The sequence below is a fragment of the Arthrobacter sp. NPDC056691 genome, from assembly GCF_042791415.1.
In the GTDB taxonomy this organism is placed as follows: Bacteria; Actinomycetota; Actinomycetes; order Actinomycetales; family Micrococcaceae; genus Arthrobacter.
Window position 1 is genome coordinate 182,007 of record NZ_JBHTXX010000002.1, and the last position, 13,613, is coordinate 195,619.

13 protein-coding genes are annotated in these 13,613 nt (G+C 64.5%); 2 read left to right on the top strand and 11 right to left on the bottom strand.

Translation table 11 applies throughout. The features are described 5' to 3' along the window. Positions 1-235 precede the first annotated feature (235 nt). Positions 236-1,159 carry a LysR family transcriptional regulator gene (locus tag ACFRAU_RS02825; protein ID WP_377997263.1) on the top strand — a complete coding sequence of 308 codons (924 nt, stop codon included), beginning with the start codon at positions 236-238 and terminating at the stop codon, positions 1,157-1,159. A gap of 156 nt (positions 1,160-1,315) precedes the next feature. Then, the gene (locus tag ACFRAU_RS02830; protein WP_307105367.1) at positions 1,316-1,465 is read left to right on the top strand and encodes a lmo0937 family membrane protein; all 150 of its coding nucleotides are present in this window, start codon (positions 1,316-1,318) and stop codon (positions 1,463-1,465) included. A gap of 23 nt (positions 1,466-1,488) precedes the next feature. On the opposite strand, the gene ACFRAU_RS02835 is transcribed toward ACFRAU_RS02830, so the two are convergent. From ACFRAU_RS02835 to ACFRAU_RS02885, 11 genes are all read right to left on the bottom strand, one after another. Further along, the gene (locus ACFRAU_RS02835) at positions 1,489-1,857 is read right to left on the bottom strand and encodes a hypothetical protein (RefSeq protein WP_377998714.1); all 369 of its coding nucleotides are present in this window, start codon (positions 1,855-1,857) and stop codon (positions 1,489-1,491) included. A gap of 136 nt (positions 1,858-1,993) precedes the next feature. Beyond that, positions 1,994-3,277 carry an MFS transporter gene (locus tag ACFRAU_RS02840; protein ID WP_377998715.1) on the bottom strand — a complete coding sequence of 428 codons (1,284 nt, stop codon included), beginning with the start codon at positions 3,275-3,277 and terminating at the stop codon, positions 1,994-1,996. Next, positions 3,274-3,735: a MarR family winged helix-turn-helix transcriptional regulator gene (locus ACFRAU_RS02845; protein ID WP_377998716.1), complete on the bottom strand. Its 462-nt coding sequence runs from the start codon at positions 3,733-3,735 to the stop codon at positions 3,274-3,276. Before ACFRAU_RS02845 ends, ACFRAU_RS02840 begins: the two co-directional genes overlap by 4 nt. Positions 3,736-3,907: 172 nt before the next feature. Then, positions 3,908-5,056 (bottom strand): ABC transporter ATP-binding protein, encoded by a 1,149-nt coding sequence (locus ACFRAU_RS02850; RefSeq protein WP_377998717.1) that lies wholly within the window; start codon positions 5,054-5,056, stop codon positions 3,908-3,910. Next, the gene (locus tag ACFRAU_RS02855) at positions 5,053-6,825 is read right to left on the bottom strand and encodes an ABC transporter permease (protein ID WP_377998718.1); all 1,773 of its coding nucleotides are present in this window, start codon (positions 6,823-6,825) and stop codon (positions 5,053-5,055) included. The genes ACFRAU_RS02850 and ACFRAU_RS02855 overlap by 4 nt, the downstream gene beginning before the upstream one ends. A gap of 9 nt (positions 6,826-6,834) precedes the next feature. Then, the gene (locus ACFRAU_RS02860) at positions 6,835-7,944 is read right to left on the bottom strand and encodes an ABC transporter substrate-binding protein (protein WP_377997257.1); all 1,110 of its coding nucleotides are present in this window, start codon (positions 7,942-7,944) and stop codon (positions 6,835-6,837) included. 51 nt (positions 7,945-7,995) lie between these two features. Further along, positions 7,996-8,862: an amidohydrolase family protein gene (locus ACFRAU_RS02865; protein WP_377998719.1), complete on the bottom strand. Its 867-nt coding sequence runs from the start codon at positions 8,860-8,862 to the stop codon at positions 7,996-7,998. A gap of 58 nt (positions 8,863-8,920) precedes the next feature. Further along, the gene (locus tag ACFRAU_RS02870) at positions 8,921-9,820 is read right to left on the bottom strand and encodes an ABC transporter substrate-binding protein (protein WP_377998720.1); all 900 of its coding nucleotides are present in this window, start codon (positions 9,818-9,820) and stop codon (positions 8,921-8,923) included. Between the two features lie 111 nt (positions 9,821-9,931). Next, positions 9,932-10,834, bottom strand: coding sequence for a hypothetical protein (locus tag ACFRAU_RS02875; protein ID WP_377998721.1), 903 nt, complete (start codon positions 10,832-10,834; stop codon positions 9,932-9,934). Between the two features lie 17 nt (positions 10,835-10,851). Beyond that, on the bottom strand, positions 10,852-12,507 hold the full coding sequence (locus ACFRAU_RS02880) for a thiamine pyrophosphate-binding protein (RefSeq protein WP_377998722.1): 1,656 nt from the start codon (positions 12,505-12,507) through the stop codon (positions 10,852-10,854). Positions 12,508-12,519: 12 nt separating this feature from the next. After that, positions 12,520-13,596: an amidohydrolase family protein gene (locus tag ACFRAU_RS02885; RefSeq protein ID WP_377998723.1), complete on the bottom strand. Its 1,077-nt coding sequence runs from the start codon at positions 13,594-13,596 to the stop codon at positions 12,520-12,522. Between the last annotated feature and the right edge of the window lie 17 nt (positions 13,597-13,613).

The window sequence follows — 13,613 nt, forward strand, 5'->3', positions numbered from 1 at the left end:
GCCATCCCTCGTCGGAGTGGAGATGGCGGGCCATGTGTATGTGTTTCGGAATAGGCTCCATTGCCAACGGGATCAGGGCGCGTTCGAACGGCGTTTGCGCACCCGTACGGTCCGGGCCCCATTGGCTGGAGGGCCGGCCTCTATCCCTTACCTGTACTTTTAACAGCAATTATGAGGAAGAACTATCTTTAGATCAATTGCATTCCGCTGAAGACATGGTTTAGAACTACTTAACATGGATATAGATCCGCGCCGGCTGCGAGTTCTTCTTGCCGTTGCCCGTGCCGGCGGGGTGCTCGCCGCGGCTGACGAACTGGGGATTACGCCCTCGGCCGTGTCCCAGCAGCTCAACAAACTGGAGGACGAGACGGGCCACGCCTTGGTGGTGCGCACTCCCAAGGGCTCGGTTTTGACACCCGCCGGCCTCGCAATAGCGGAAGCCGGCGAGGAGATCGAACGTGCCCTCAGCGTCGCCCGCGCCCGGATAGAAGGCGGCGCCAACATCGCAGGGGTGGTGCGGGTGGGCGGATTCACCAGTTTTGTGCGCACGGTGGTGATCCCGCGCCTGCCCGAGTGGCGCGTCCAGTACCCGCAATTACAGATCCGGATGATTGAGGACGACTTCCCCGCCTTGATGCGGCTGCTCCGGCAGCGTGCGCTCGACGCCGTCGTGGTGGAGCTCGATTCGACCACAGCCGGGAACCGCTCGCTTTCCGCCGGAATGACCGAAGAGCCCCTGCTGGACGAGCCCTGGAAGCTCGTGGTTCCCGCGGGCGCCCTGCTCACCACCGAGAACATCGATCTTGGCCGCCTTCCACTTCCGTGGCTCGGCGTCGAGTCATCAGCGGCCAACGCTTCGGTGCTCGGCCGGCTCCGTGAATCAACGGGCGCCCAGATGGAAACTGTGCATCAGTACGCGGACACGCTGACCGCTCTTGCGCTGGTCGCTGCGGGCGAGGGTGTCGCCATCGTGCCCACCTTGGCGTTGAGCGGCGTCAACCAGAAGGGGGTGGAGGTCCTGGACGTCCCCGGGCTGGGTACGCGGCGCATTGTTCTGTGGCGGTTCGACCGGCGGCGGTCAGCCAGCATGCCTGTGGACACGGTCGCGCGGCTCCTGCGGGAATCGGCTGCCGCGTTCGACACGCGGTCCACATCCTGACCCGCCCCGCCGGGTCCCTAATGTCCAGGGTTCCCTGGACAAGTAGGCGGTGTATGGCTATTTGCGGCAACCCGATCCGGGCATAGGGTGATAAACACCACAGATGGGAAGCGTACTTAGCGTTTCCCATTCCGCGGACAAATAAAGGAGACTCTCATGTTGCTTTGGATAGCCATCATTATCGCGGTGCTCTGGCTTCTCGGCCTGCTCGGCAACATCGGCGGCGGGCTGATCCACCTGCTGTTGGTCATCGCCGTGGTAGTCCTGATTTTCCACTTCATCCGCGGCAGGTCCTCCCGCGTGTAGTTGCCGCTGCGACCCGCCCGCGGCTACCAGGTGCGCTTCTGCGTCTTGACAACGTAGTGCCCGTCGCGCTCGGTGAACGTGACGAGGTACCCGCGTTTGGCGCCGTTGACCCTCATCTGGCAATCGGTGTGGGTACCGACCTTGATGTTTGGGAAGTTCTTGCACTCCACCCCTGTGATCTTGACTCCGGCACTCTTGGGGTGGGCGCGGGCCATGAGCCGGGCCGCCAGGAGCTTGCCGCTGGTGGCGGCCGTGAATTTCTGGGCTGCCGGCTTAGCGGCGGGCGCCGCAGTCACGGTAACTGTCGGCGCCGGAGCTGACGCGGCGCAGCCGGCCATCGCCAAGGCCCCAAACAGTGCCGCCGCCAGCAGAGTGGTACGCCTGACGTCCATCGCCGTCCTTTCGATCCAAAGTGAAGCCCTTGCCGGCCGATATCAACTCTGCGGCGTATTCCTTGCGGAAAGGTTGGCGCGGGGGGACCTCACGACGCGGCGGCGCGTGCGGGCGCAATTGTCCGTTCGCGTTTTGCTAGCCGCTGGCGCTGCGGCTTGGCGCGTCATCTTTGTCCCCCAGGTCATGGATCTCCTGGGCCCCGGTGACCTGCTTGGCATCATGGCCCGACATGTAACCCATGACCAGAAGCGCGACGATGGCGCTTCCCACGCCGCCAATCGCCAAGGTTGACCGCACCCCGACAGTTTCGCAAAGCCACCCCAGCAAGGGGGCGCTGACCGGAGATGTTCCACCTACCGCGATGATGAAAAGCGACATCGTGCGGCCCCGCATGCTTGGTGCAGCCTCCAGCTGCGCCAGCGACGTTGTGATGACCCGGTAGGCGACGCCCGCGCAGCCCAGCAGGAACAGCAGGACCAGCGTCACTTGGAGAACCGGTGCAATGGCGGCAAACACCAGCAGGGCTGAAAATGCGAGGCTGGCGGCAATGAGACGCCGGGTTGTGGCCCGGAGCGCCCCTGCAATTGCCAGCACGCCGAAAATGGCGCCAGAGCCCATCGCGATGAACATGGAACTGACGGTCTGGGCGTCACCGTGGAACACGTCCCGGGCGAGCAGCGGCAAAGTCACGGTCCATTCCCAGGCAAGGAGGCCCGTCACCGTCAAGAGAATCAACGGACCAGCGAGGCGGGGATTGGTCCGCACATATTTCAGGCCCTCCCGAACCTGGCCCTTGGAGCGGGCCGCAGGCACCGGAGGTTCCAGCTGATCAGCGCGGACGAAGGCCAGCGCCAGGAGCACCGCGCCAAAAGAGGCAGCATTCACGAAAAAGCTGGCCGCCATCCCAACTCCGGTAATGAGGACGCCAGCAATGGCCGGCCCAATGAGCTTGCCGGCATTGACGGTGATGTTGTTCAACGTCAGCGCGTTGGTGAGATGCTCGCGCCCCACAATCTCGGCGAGGATGGTTTGCCTGGCCGGCTTGTCGAGAGCCTCGACAGTGCCGATCACACCCGCCATCACAAACACGATCCACAACGAGACGTTCCCTGTTGCGGTTAGCACACCGAGAATGGCCGACGGCAGGATCGAGGCTGCCTGCGTGCAGAGCAGGATCCGCCGTTTATTCAGCCGGTCAGCCAGCAGGCCACCCCATGCGCTGAACAGCAGCGTGGGAACCGCCTGGACGGCCAGTGTCACCCCGAGGAGTGTCCCGGAATCGGTAAGCTCGAGCACCAGCCATGCCTGGGTGATCTTCTGTGTCCAGGTGCCGACCATCGACAGTGTCTGGCCGGAGAAAAACAGCCGGAAGTTTCGGTTGTGGAGTGAAGCGAACGTGGCAAGAAAGTAGCGCCTCATGCCTTGTTAGCCAGGAGTCGTTGCAGGGCGGGCAGGGCTTCCAGGATCCGTCGCTGATCGTCAGGCTGGAGGGCGGAGATTTGGCGAGCCAGATATTCGTCAGCCCGCAGGCTTGCGGAAGCCAAAAAGCGGTCCCCGTCCGGTGTCAGCTCCACCATGCAACTCCGCGCGTCGGCGGTGTCATGAACGCGCTGGGCCAACCCCATGTCCTGGAGCATTCCGATCAGCCTTGTCGCCGTCGGCCGGCTGATGTCCTCCAGTTCCGCAAGCCTGCCCATGCGCACACAACCCTGCCGCCTCAAGCTGGTCAGCGCGGACATTTGTGCGGGCGTCAGGTCGGATCCCGAGTGCTTTTTCAATCGACGGGCAAGGCGCCCTACCGCGAGTCTGAGAGAGTCGACCCGGGGATCGTCCGGAGGGAAGTTCGGGTTGGCTTCGGGTGAAGTGAGAGGGATCATGGTCTCCTCTTTGTGTGTGGTGGGAAGTTTCGCGACATTCGGCCCCGGCCCGACCGGGGCACGCAGGATTCGCGGAACAGTCCGGGCCCGGGGAAGCGGCTTGCCGCGCAGCTTCCCCGGGTCATTGGCTTCCGCGGGTCATAGCGTCTGTGACCCTGTTGGCTGCCCCGGCCTACGAGGCGAGATACCGGGCGTGCGTCGGGTTCACCCGCACTACGACGTCGTCCCCGGGCCGCGCTGTCAGGGCGGCTGGAGCAGAGGCTGTCAGCTTCGTTCCTGCCAGGTCGATGACCAGTTCCAGCCGGTCGCCGAGGAATTCGGCCCCGATGACCCGGCCGGACATCTCGTTGCGGTCGGAAAGGCCGTTTCGCGAGTATGTTGCCGCGTCTATCTCGACGTTCTCCGGCCTGACGCAGACATTTCCGCCAAGTGCCGTCGTCGTCGTTTCCTGCCCCTCACCGGCACACAGGAACGTGCCCACGTCTGTCTTGGCGAGAACCCCGCCGGACACGCTGGTGATCTCGCGGGCCGGGATCAGGTTCGCGCTGCCGATGAAGTCTGCGACGAATGCTGACTTCGGTTGCTGGTAGAGCCGTTCCGGCCGGTCGATCTGTTCGATTCGGCCCTGGTTCATGACCACGACGATGTCGGAGAGCGCCAGGGCCTCTGCCTGGTCGTGAGTGACATAGACCGAAGTGACGCCGAACTGTTCCTGGAAGGCGCGAAGCTCCAACCGGAGTTTCGCACGCAGCTTGGCGTCGAGGTTGGACAGCGGCTCGTCGAGCAGGAGCACCTCTGGCTCGGAGAGCAGTGCCCGCGCCAGGGCCAGGCGCTGTTGTTGCCCGCCGCTGAGCTGGGTTGCCCACCGGTCGGCGTAGGCGGACAGGCCCACCTGTTCCAGCATCTCGAGGGTCCGCTGCTTGATGTTTTGCTGTCCCTTGCGGTTGCGGCCATGCCGGAGCGGGAAGGCGGCGTTGTCGAGCACGGTCATGTGCGGCCAGATTCCGTATGACTGCGGGACCATCGCAATCGGCCGGTCTTCGGGCCGGATCTGGATGCTCCGGGCTCCGTCGAATACCGTCTGCCCGGCCATGATGATCTGGCCGTCACCCGGCTGTTCCAGCCCGGCAATGCACCGAAGGGTTGTGGTTTTGCCGCAGCCGCTGGGACCGAGGAGCGTGACAAACTGGCCTCTGGGCACCTCGAACGAGACACCGTCCACGGCGTAGGGCTGCTCACCCTTCCGGGTTTTGGCGTAACTCTTGCGCAGCTCGTGGATGGTGATCGAGCTTTCAGTAGTAGTGCGTGTCATGTTGCTCATGCTTCCTTCTCAGAGGCCCCGCGCCGGTTTACCAACAGGACCGCAATCATTGAAATCACCAGGATGATTACCGCCAGCGCACTCGCTTGCGGGTAGTTGACACTCGAAGTGAATGTGTCCCAGACCTCGACGACGAGGGTCCGGTTGTCCGCGCTAGTCAGCAGCAGTGCGATGGGCAGTTCTCCGAGGGCGTGGGCGAAGACCCAAAGCCAGCACTTCCACAGCGCCTGGCGCAGCAAGGGAAGCAGGATTTTTGCGGTCACCGTGAAGGGCGATGCCCCGGTGACGCGGGCAGCTTCGATGAGTCCCTCGTCCAGTTGCAGTAGCGCTGTTTGGACGAGCCGCGACCCGCGGGGCAGGAAGCGTGTCACCAGCGCCACGATGATGATCCAGACCGTGCCGTAGATCGGGATGGGAATGAAAAGGTACAGGAACAGGACTGCTGCACCGAGCACAACGCTGGGGATTCCGAAAACGAGATATGTCGATTCGAACAGCACTGCGCTGCCACGGAAGCTGCGGCGGTGGGCGGCGACGGCGATCCACACTGACATCGCTGTCGTTGCAGTCGCGGTTACCAGCACCACGATCGCGGTGTTCAGCATGACCTCGCCCATGCCAGGGTCCGTCAGGATCTTGGCGAACTGGGCGAATGTCAGGTCGGACAGGCCGTCCCAGCTGATGGGGCGGGAAAACGGCGACAGGCTGGTCCACAGGAGAGCAAGAATCGGCAGGACAATGCCGATCAGCATGTACAAGGCGACGACGGTGAAGACCGGGATCCGCCACTTGCCTAGCGGTGTCCGGGATTGACGGTACGCCTTGCCGACCACGACTTTGAACCGGTGGGTGTCCCGGATACGTCGCCGGTAGATCAGCAGCATGGCAAAGGACAGTACGAGGATCAGCACGCCGTAAGTGGTTGCCTGGCCATAGTTGGGTGATCCTGTCGGCGGTTCCAGGGAGTGCTGGATCAGGCTGCTGAAGACGAAGATCTGGTCGGGCAGGCCAAGCAGGGCCGGGATGGAGAATCCTTCGAGAACGACGACGACAAACAGCATGGTCGCGGCGGAAACGGCCGGCCCGATCAGCGGGAACACGATGAGCCGTAGCCGGCGCAGCAGAGGGGCACCGACAGCCGCGGCCGCCTCCTCGAGCTCCGGGTTCAGCCTGGCGAACGCCGGTGCGATCATCAGGTACATGCTCGGCACCCCGAAGATGCCCATCACGACGATCATGCCGGGCAGTGAGTAGATGTCGATCGAAAGTCCCAGCGTCTGCCGGATGATGATGGCAAGTGGCCCGTTGGCCGGGTTTGCGACGAGGGCCCAGGCGATTGCCATGACCACCACGGGCACAGCCATGGGAGCCAGCGCCATTGGCGCCAGGATCCTCCGGCCGGGGATATCGGTCCGCTCGAAGAGATAGGCGAGGGCGACGCTCAGCACCAAGGCAACCAGCACGGAACCGACGACGTAGATTGCCGTATTGAGGGTGACCTCGCCGAGCCGGCTCGACTGGAATACGTGCACATAGTTGTCAAAGGAGAATCCCTTAACGTCGAAGGGCAGTTTGGTCGTTGATGCCTTGAAACTGCTGTAGAAGAGGACTACCAGCGGGACAACAATCAGGTAGCCCACGAGCAGGATCATCGCTACGTTTAGAGCTTTGCTGCCCAGTCCGTGGCGGGTTCGGCTGACCCGTGCCGGCTGCTCCGGCGGCGGCGGCGCTTCGCCGATTGCTGGCGCCTCTGTTGCGTTGACTGTCATGTGGATCGCCTACCCAAGGTCCGTTCCCAGGGCCTTTTGAGCCTTGGGGAAGAATTCGGCCAGGGCGTTGTAGTGGTCGATCGTTCCCGTTGAGTGCCACGTGATCTTAGCCGTGCACAGTGCTTTCACGACGGGGCTCTGGCCGGGGTTCGAACAGTCGGTTTCCTGGGGGATCCGTGAGTTATAGGTTGTTGCCAGTGCTGCCTGCGCTTCATCTGAGGACAGGAACGAGGTCAGCAGCACTGCCGCCGCCGGGTGGGGCGCACCCTTTGGCATGTAAATGAAGGTCTCATTCGTGTTGGTCGGCGACAACGGCGCCAGTTCAACCGGTGCCCCGGATTTCTGGGCCTGCAGGACGAGGTTGATGAGGCTGGTGCCGATGTCAACCTGCCCGCTTTCGATCAGCCCCTCGGACTGGGTTGTGTTCGGCGTGAAGTGCGGCTTCTGGGCGGCAAACTGCTGTGCCCAGGTCAGTGCTTTGGCCTCGCCGAGGGCAGGATCAAGGTTCCAGACGGTCATGAAGGAAGCCCGCGACTCTGCACCGATCTGTGCGTCTTTCCAGCGCGGCTTGAGGAGGTCATCCCAGGTGGTGGGGACATCCGCGGTGGTCACCATCGTCTTGTTGTAGGCCCAGACCTTCGGGGCAGCCCAGATGTAGACGGCTTTGTCCTCGAAGAAGATGTGCTCCTTCTTAATGCCGTAGGTAGCCCAGTCCACGCTGTCGGCGAGTTCCAGGGAGGGCGGTACCGTCAGTTCACCCGCAGCGGCGACGTCCACGGAGACTTTTCGGGCTGCCTGCTCCATCTTGAGTTGGCTGACCTGGTCCGGGGCCTTGGTGTTGGTGTATTTCACCTTGATCCCGGGGTATTTCTTCTCGAAGAGGTCAATGGCGGGCTGCATCTGCTCCAGCGGTTTGGGTGCCGACCATGCGACCTGGCCTTCGCTTTCGGCCTGCTTGACCAGATCAGGCATCGAGGCGGGGAGCTTGGCGGCTGCGTCGCCGGTTCCCCCGCACGCTGAAGCGGTGACGGTGACGGCCGCGAGCACGGCCAGCAGCCTGAGACTCAGCCGGCTCCGGCCGAATGAGGCCCGTGCGCTGCTGTTTGTCGTGTTATTCATGAGAGTCCTCCTGGTATTAGTCTGCGCCGGCGGCTTTGACGGCGTCGACGGCTAACGGGCAACCACTGCCGCGCTGTAGATTCGGGATGCGTTGCCGCCAAGGACCGCAGCTCGCTGTGCCTCGTCGAGATCGGGCAGGTGCGCCTCAATGGAGCCACGCAACTGCGCGAGGGTTCCTGCGGAGGCGGGGAAGTTCGATCCCCACATGAGCCGTTCCGCGCCGAACGTTTCTACGAGCCGGCCGAGCACCTCGGTGACGTTGGCGTCCGGTTCGTCCGTCAGGCGCTTGATGGCCGGAGGCGTGATCTTGAGGTGCACCCCGGCGAAGCGGACGAGCTGCCCCAGTTCATCGAGATGCGCGTAGGGCGGGCCGCCGGCGGCGTTGGGGCGGCCGGCATGGTCAAGCAGCACCGTCATCGTTGGGCGGGCCTCAAGAACCTGGACAAGCTTCGGCGCGTCTTTTGAGTGCATCTGGATGCACACCGGGACGTCGTTGGCTGCCACATAGTCCCAGACCGCGTCCATCCGCTCGTCGGAGACACCGGAGCCCGGCGTCGGGACCTTGGTGGTTCCGTCGGAGACCCTGATCCGGACGCCGCTGAAACCCTGCTCCTCGATCAGCTCCTGCAGGTCCGTCACGGCAGAGTCGGCGAGGAAGTCGACCGCGCCGACCCCGACGAGGCGGTCGGGGTACCGGGCCAGGGCGGCGGCCGCATAGCGGTTGTCAAAGCCGTACACCGTCGAGGCGTGCACCAGGGCTGCCCGCTCCACGCCTGCATCATCCAGGCTGCGGATCAGTCCGTCGACGTCGACGGGCCGGACCTGGGACCATTCCGAGCGGGTTCCGCCGAGCGGCTTTGCCGGGTAGGTCCCGGTGTCGGTCGAGATGGCGTGTGTGTGGGTATCGAAGTATTGCATCAGTCCTCCTCGGGACGCGGGTACAGGGTGTGGGGGCAAGGAGCCGGGCGCTTCCCGGTCACGGCTCCCCCACGTATTTCTCGAAGTCGGCGAATATTTTCTCGGCGGACAGGTCTGTCCGGATGATCTCTTGTTCCCGGGCGTAGCGGATGGCGGTCTCAAGGGTTGCCAGCAGGCTGTCGGTGACGCCGTACTGGATGACCATCTCCCGGGTGGTCCCGGTGGGAACCTCAGGCCGGGCAGCGTCGATGCTCTGCTGCAACGCCCGGTAGACAGCGCGAACGCCGTCGGGGTGGGCCTCGGCCAGTTCGCGTCGAACAACGGCCAGGTGGTTGATCGGCACCCAGCCGTGTTCCTGGTGGTACTGGTCCTGGCGTGCTTTCCAGTCCGGCAGCAGCGGCTCCAGGCCCGGTACGTGGTCGGCCGATCGTGCGCCCATGACGACGGCGGATAACTCACCTGCCGTGAGCAGGTCCACGAGCTTCCGGTCTGTGCGTTCCACGTTGACGGGCTCGTCGGCGGAGGCCACGTGCGGACCTTCCGTGGTCACCCAGGTGACGTCCTGGGAACGCAGTCCGTACGTGTCGGCGAGCATCCCGCGCACCCACAGGCCCGTCGTCTGGCTGTGGGCGCGTACCCCGAGCCGCCGGCCGGCGAGATCCTCCGGGCTGAGCCGGCCCTCGCCATTCCAGATGGAGATCGACCGGTGGTGAAAGTTGCCATGCAGGACCACCGGCAGGGCGACAACGGGACGGCCTGCTTCGATTGCCTGGAACAGCGTGGCGATTGCCAGCTCGCAGACGTCGTAGCCGCCCTCACGCACCATCGGAGCGAACGCCCGGTGGATCGGCTCGACCTCGACAAATTCCAGGTCGACTCCCTCAGCGACGACCGTGCCGTCCTTGAGGGGGCGCGTGTGCTCGTAGTCGCGCAGCGCCACGGTCCATGGGATGGTCATCGAAGCTCCTTTGCCAAACGACGTTTTGTTATACAATCCGCCCTAAAAGTAACAGTGATGCCCGCCACATTCAAGGGGTTTGCGGTCATTTCGTACAACAATCTGAACATCCTAGCCACCCAGCCGGGAGGCCGGAACACCCAAGGCCGCGCACGTGCGTGCCACCAGCTCGTCGTAGTCCACGGGGCGGGGCAGCAGTTCCTGCTCCCACGCGTACTGGGCCGCGGCAGTGACCGCAGGGCGGAGGGCGGCGAAGCCGTAGGGTTCCAGGGGAACACCTGCGGCCGATCCCTTTCGGGCCTCCAGCCGCTCGGCCACAGCGTCGTACACGCCGCAAACGGCGCCGCCCAGTTCCCGGGCAGCGCTTTCGCGCACGGCGAAAATGTGATTGACCGGAACGTAGCCCACCTTCTCGGCCCATTCCTTGGACGCGGCAGCAGGGTCGGGGATGACGCTGCGCACACTTGGATCGTCGGGACGGTCGTTGCCCATCACGGCGAAGTCGACGCGTCCTTCCAGCAGGTCCTTCGCGAGGCTGGCTCCGTCGTCGGCGCGTTCGACCCATGAGGGTTCAGCCTGCTCCGCGATGTGCCCGCCTTCATAGGTACGCCAGCGCACCGACCGCAGGTCCACGTTGTACTGGTGCGCGAGGAAGCCGCGCACCCACATGCCTGTGGTCTGGCTCCAGGCCCGCACGCCGACGGTGCGGCCGGGCAGGTCATCAACGGAGAGCTGCTGGGTGCTGATCAGGGTCTGGTGCTGGTGCCGGCCCAGGGCGGTGAGCGGGAGGAACAGCACCGGCCGGTCGTGCGCCACCGCCTGGAGCATTGTCACGATCGCGATTTCGCTGACCTCAAAGCTTTGCCCTCCGACAAACGACTTGAATCCGTTGTGGACCGGGCGCAGGGGTGATGCTGTCACACCTCCCACCGATGCGTGCGACTCCAGGGCGGTGAGCGCCGCTCCGGCGAGCTCCTTGTCGTTGATCAAAAACTCAATTTCAGCGGTCGTCATTGACGTGTTTTCCTTTCTCATACTTCCTCCGCGTGCCACAGACGCCGGTAAGGGATGCTGATGACTTCGCGGGTGATGCGGACATCGATGACGGTGGGCGCCGGGTTTGCGATGAACTCCTGCACGGCGGCCTCGAGCTCGGCGATGGTGCGCACCTGTGATCCGCGTCCTCCAAGGGCCACCGCAGCGGCGCCGAGGTCCGGGGACGGGATGGCGGTAAGTTCAGGGTTCAGTCCGTGTGCCCCCGACTTGTGGAATTCCGCTCCGAGCGCCTCGTCGTTCATGACAACAACCAGGACGGGCCACTTGTATCGGCAGGCGGTGTCGAACTCCGCGAGGTGCATGATGAAGCTGGCGTCGCCTTCAACCACGAACGTGGGCTTCTCCCCGCGGCCGACGCTCCATCCCATCGTGAGCAGCGGAGCCTGGCCGATCGCTCCGAAGAGGCCGTAGTTCGAGACGATTTCGCGCGGACGCGTAAAGAGCATGGTGCCGAAGTCGGTCTGATGGCCGCTGCCCATCACGAGCGGCAGCTCCGCGGGTGCCAGGCGGTCGAGTGCAAGGATCACCTCGCGGGGATCCAGGCGGCCGTCTTCGTGGTGGAAGTCTTCCTTGAGGGCGTCGGCCGTGCGGAGGGCTGCGGCGATGTTCGGCGTGTGGTAGCCGCCGCCGTGTTCCGGGGTGTCCGGCAGTGCCTTCACGATCGCTTCCAGGGACGGGCGGGCGTCGCCCCGGACATAACAGTCCACGGGCTGGCCGGTTCCGGTGACCACCTGCTCGGCGTGGTCGAGGTGGATGATCCTGGCCGTCGGGTACAGGTAGCCGTGCTCGGTGGTGAAGTGGTTCAGGCTGGCCCCGACAGCGATGAGGCAGTCGGCTTCCTGCAGGAGTTCGTGGGCCGTGGCCGTGCCGTACAGGCCGGAGATGCCCGCGAAATAGTCCGTGCGGTCGCGCAGCCAGTTTTTCGTCTGGAGCGTCGTGGCGATCAGGGCGTTGGTCTTGTTTTGCAGCGCAAGGACCAGGTCCCCGACGTCGGCGGCGCGTGCGCCCTTGCCCACAAGAACCACCACCCTTTCGCTTTCGGCCAGGATCCTGACGGCCTCGTCGATGCGCTCGGGTGCAGGCTGTGCCAGGGCGTTGTCGATCAGCGCGGTCGAGGGAATGTAGACGGGTGCGCCGTCGAACTCTGCCTGCTGAACATTGGTGGGCGCGCTGACCATCACCGGCCGGGATGTGGTCCGGGCCAGCCAGAAGGCCCGCTGGACAGCTTCCTGGGCGCGCGTCGGGGACGAGACCTGGACGAATCCGCACTCAACGCCTTCGGCGAATTTTGCCTGGTCGAGATACTGCGTAGCCCCCAGGTCTCCCAGCGCGACTTCGCCGCTGAAGATCACCAGGGGCGTCCTGGCGCGGCTGGCGCACACAAGGCTGGTGCCGAGCTGGGTGACGCCGGGCCCACTCGTGGTCGATGCCACTCCCGGTTTCTGCGCCCCTCGCGCCCAGCCGTCGGCCATGGCCAGCCCGGAGCCCTCGTGGCGGGCCTCGAACAGCGTCGCCCCGCGCTCGGCCATGGCGTACATCCAGTGCATGTTGGCGTCGCCGGTCATGCCAAAGATGTGCGTGGTTCCTTCGGCGATAAATGCGTCCGCCAGTGCTTCATAGACCTTTGTCATGGTTGCTCCTCGTCAGTGTGCGGCCGTAGTGGCGCCAACCGGAGTGCCGGTTGCGGGTGGAATTTGTCCTCGTTCCTCGAGCCGCTGGCGCAGCCGCGGGAATACTCCCAGGGCGTTGCCCGCAGCGATGGACTCCAGCTGGGCCTGATCCGCGAAGTCCAACGAGTCGAGCAGGAAGCGGGTGTCGTCGTAGCGGTGGCCCGTTTCGGGGTCGACGCCGCGGACGGCCCCGATCATCTCGGAGGCGAACAGGATGTTCTTGGTCGGGACGGTGTCGATCAGGAGCTGAAGCCCGCGCGAGCCGTAAACGCAGGTGTCGAAGTAGAGGTTGTCCCCGATGATGTCGGCCAGGTCGCCGCGGCCCTGATCGTGCATGACCCCCTGGTAACGGCCCCAGTGGTAGGGGGCCGCGCCGCCTCCGTGCGGCAGGATCAGCTTCAAATCGGGGAAATCCCGGAACAGGTCGGACTGGACCAGCTGCATGAACGCCGTGGTGTCGCCGTTGAGATAGTGAGCACAGGTTCCGTGCACGGCAGGGTTGGCCGACATCGAGGAATGCACCATGGCCGGCACGCCAAGCTCCACCATCGCCTCATAGAGCGGGTAGTAGTACTTGTCCGTGATCGCGAGGGCCTGCCAGTAGCCGTCGGAGGGATCCGGGTTGAGGTTGGCGCCGACGAAGCCGAGATCCTCGACGCAGCGGCGCAGTTCCTCGACGGAGGCCTGGATGTCGCCGCCGGGTGACTGGGGCAGCTGGCACACGTTGGCGAAGCTGTCCGGAAAGAGCACCGAGGCGCGGTACACGGTGTCGTTGGCCAGCCGGCTCCAGGTGAGGCTGGTCTCCTGGTCGCCGTAGTGGTGCGCCATCTTGCCGGCGATGGGTGACAGAAGTGCCAGGTCGATGCCGTGCTTGGCCTGGAGCGCGAGCTGACCTTCCGTGAGCGCCGCGGCGATCTCGTCGTCGGAGATTTCGACGCCGTCGGCTGGGAGGTGGCGGCCGTGCTGCTCGATCTCGGCGATCTGGCGGTCACGCCAGGTCTTGAGGGCGTCGGGAACGGTGGTGAAATGCGCGTGTATGTCGATGTACATGGTCTTGTTCTGCTCTC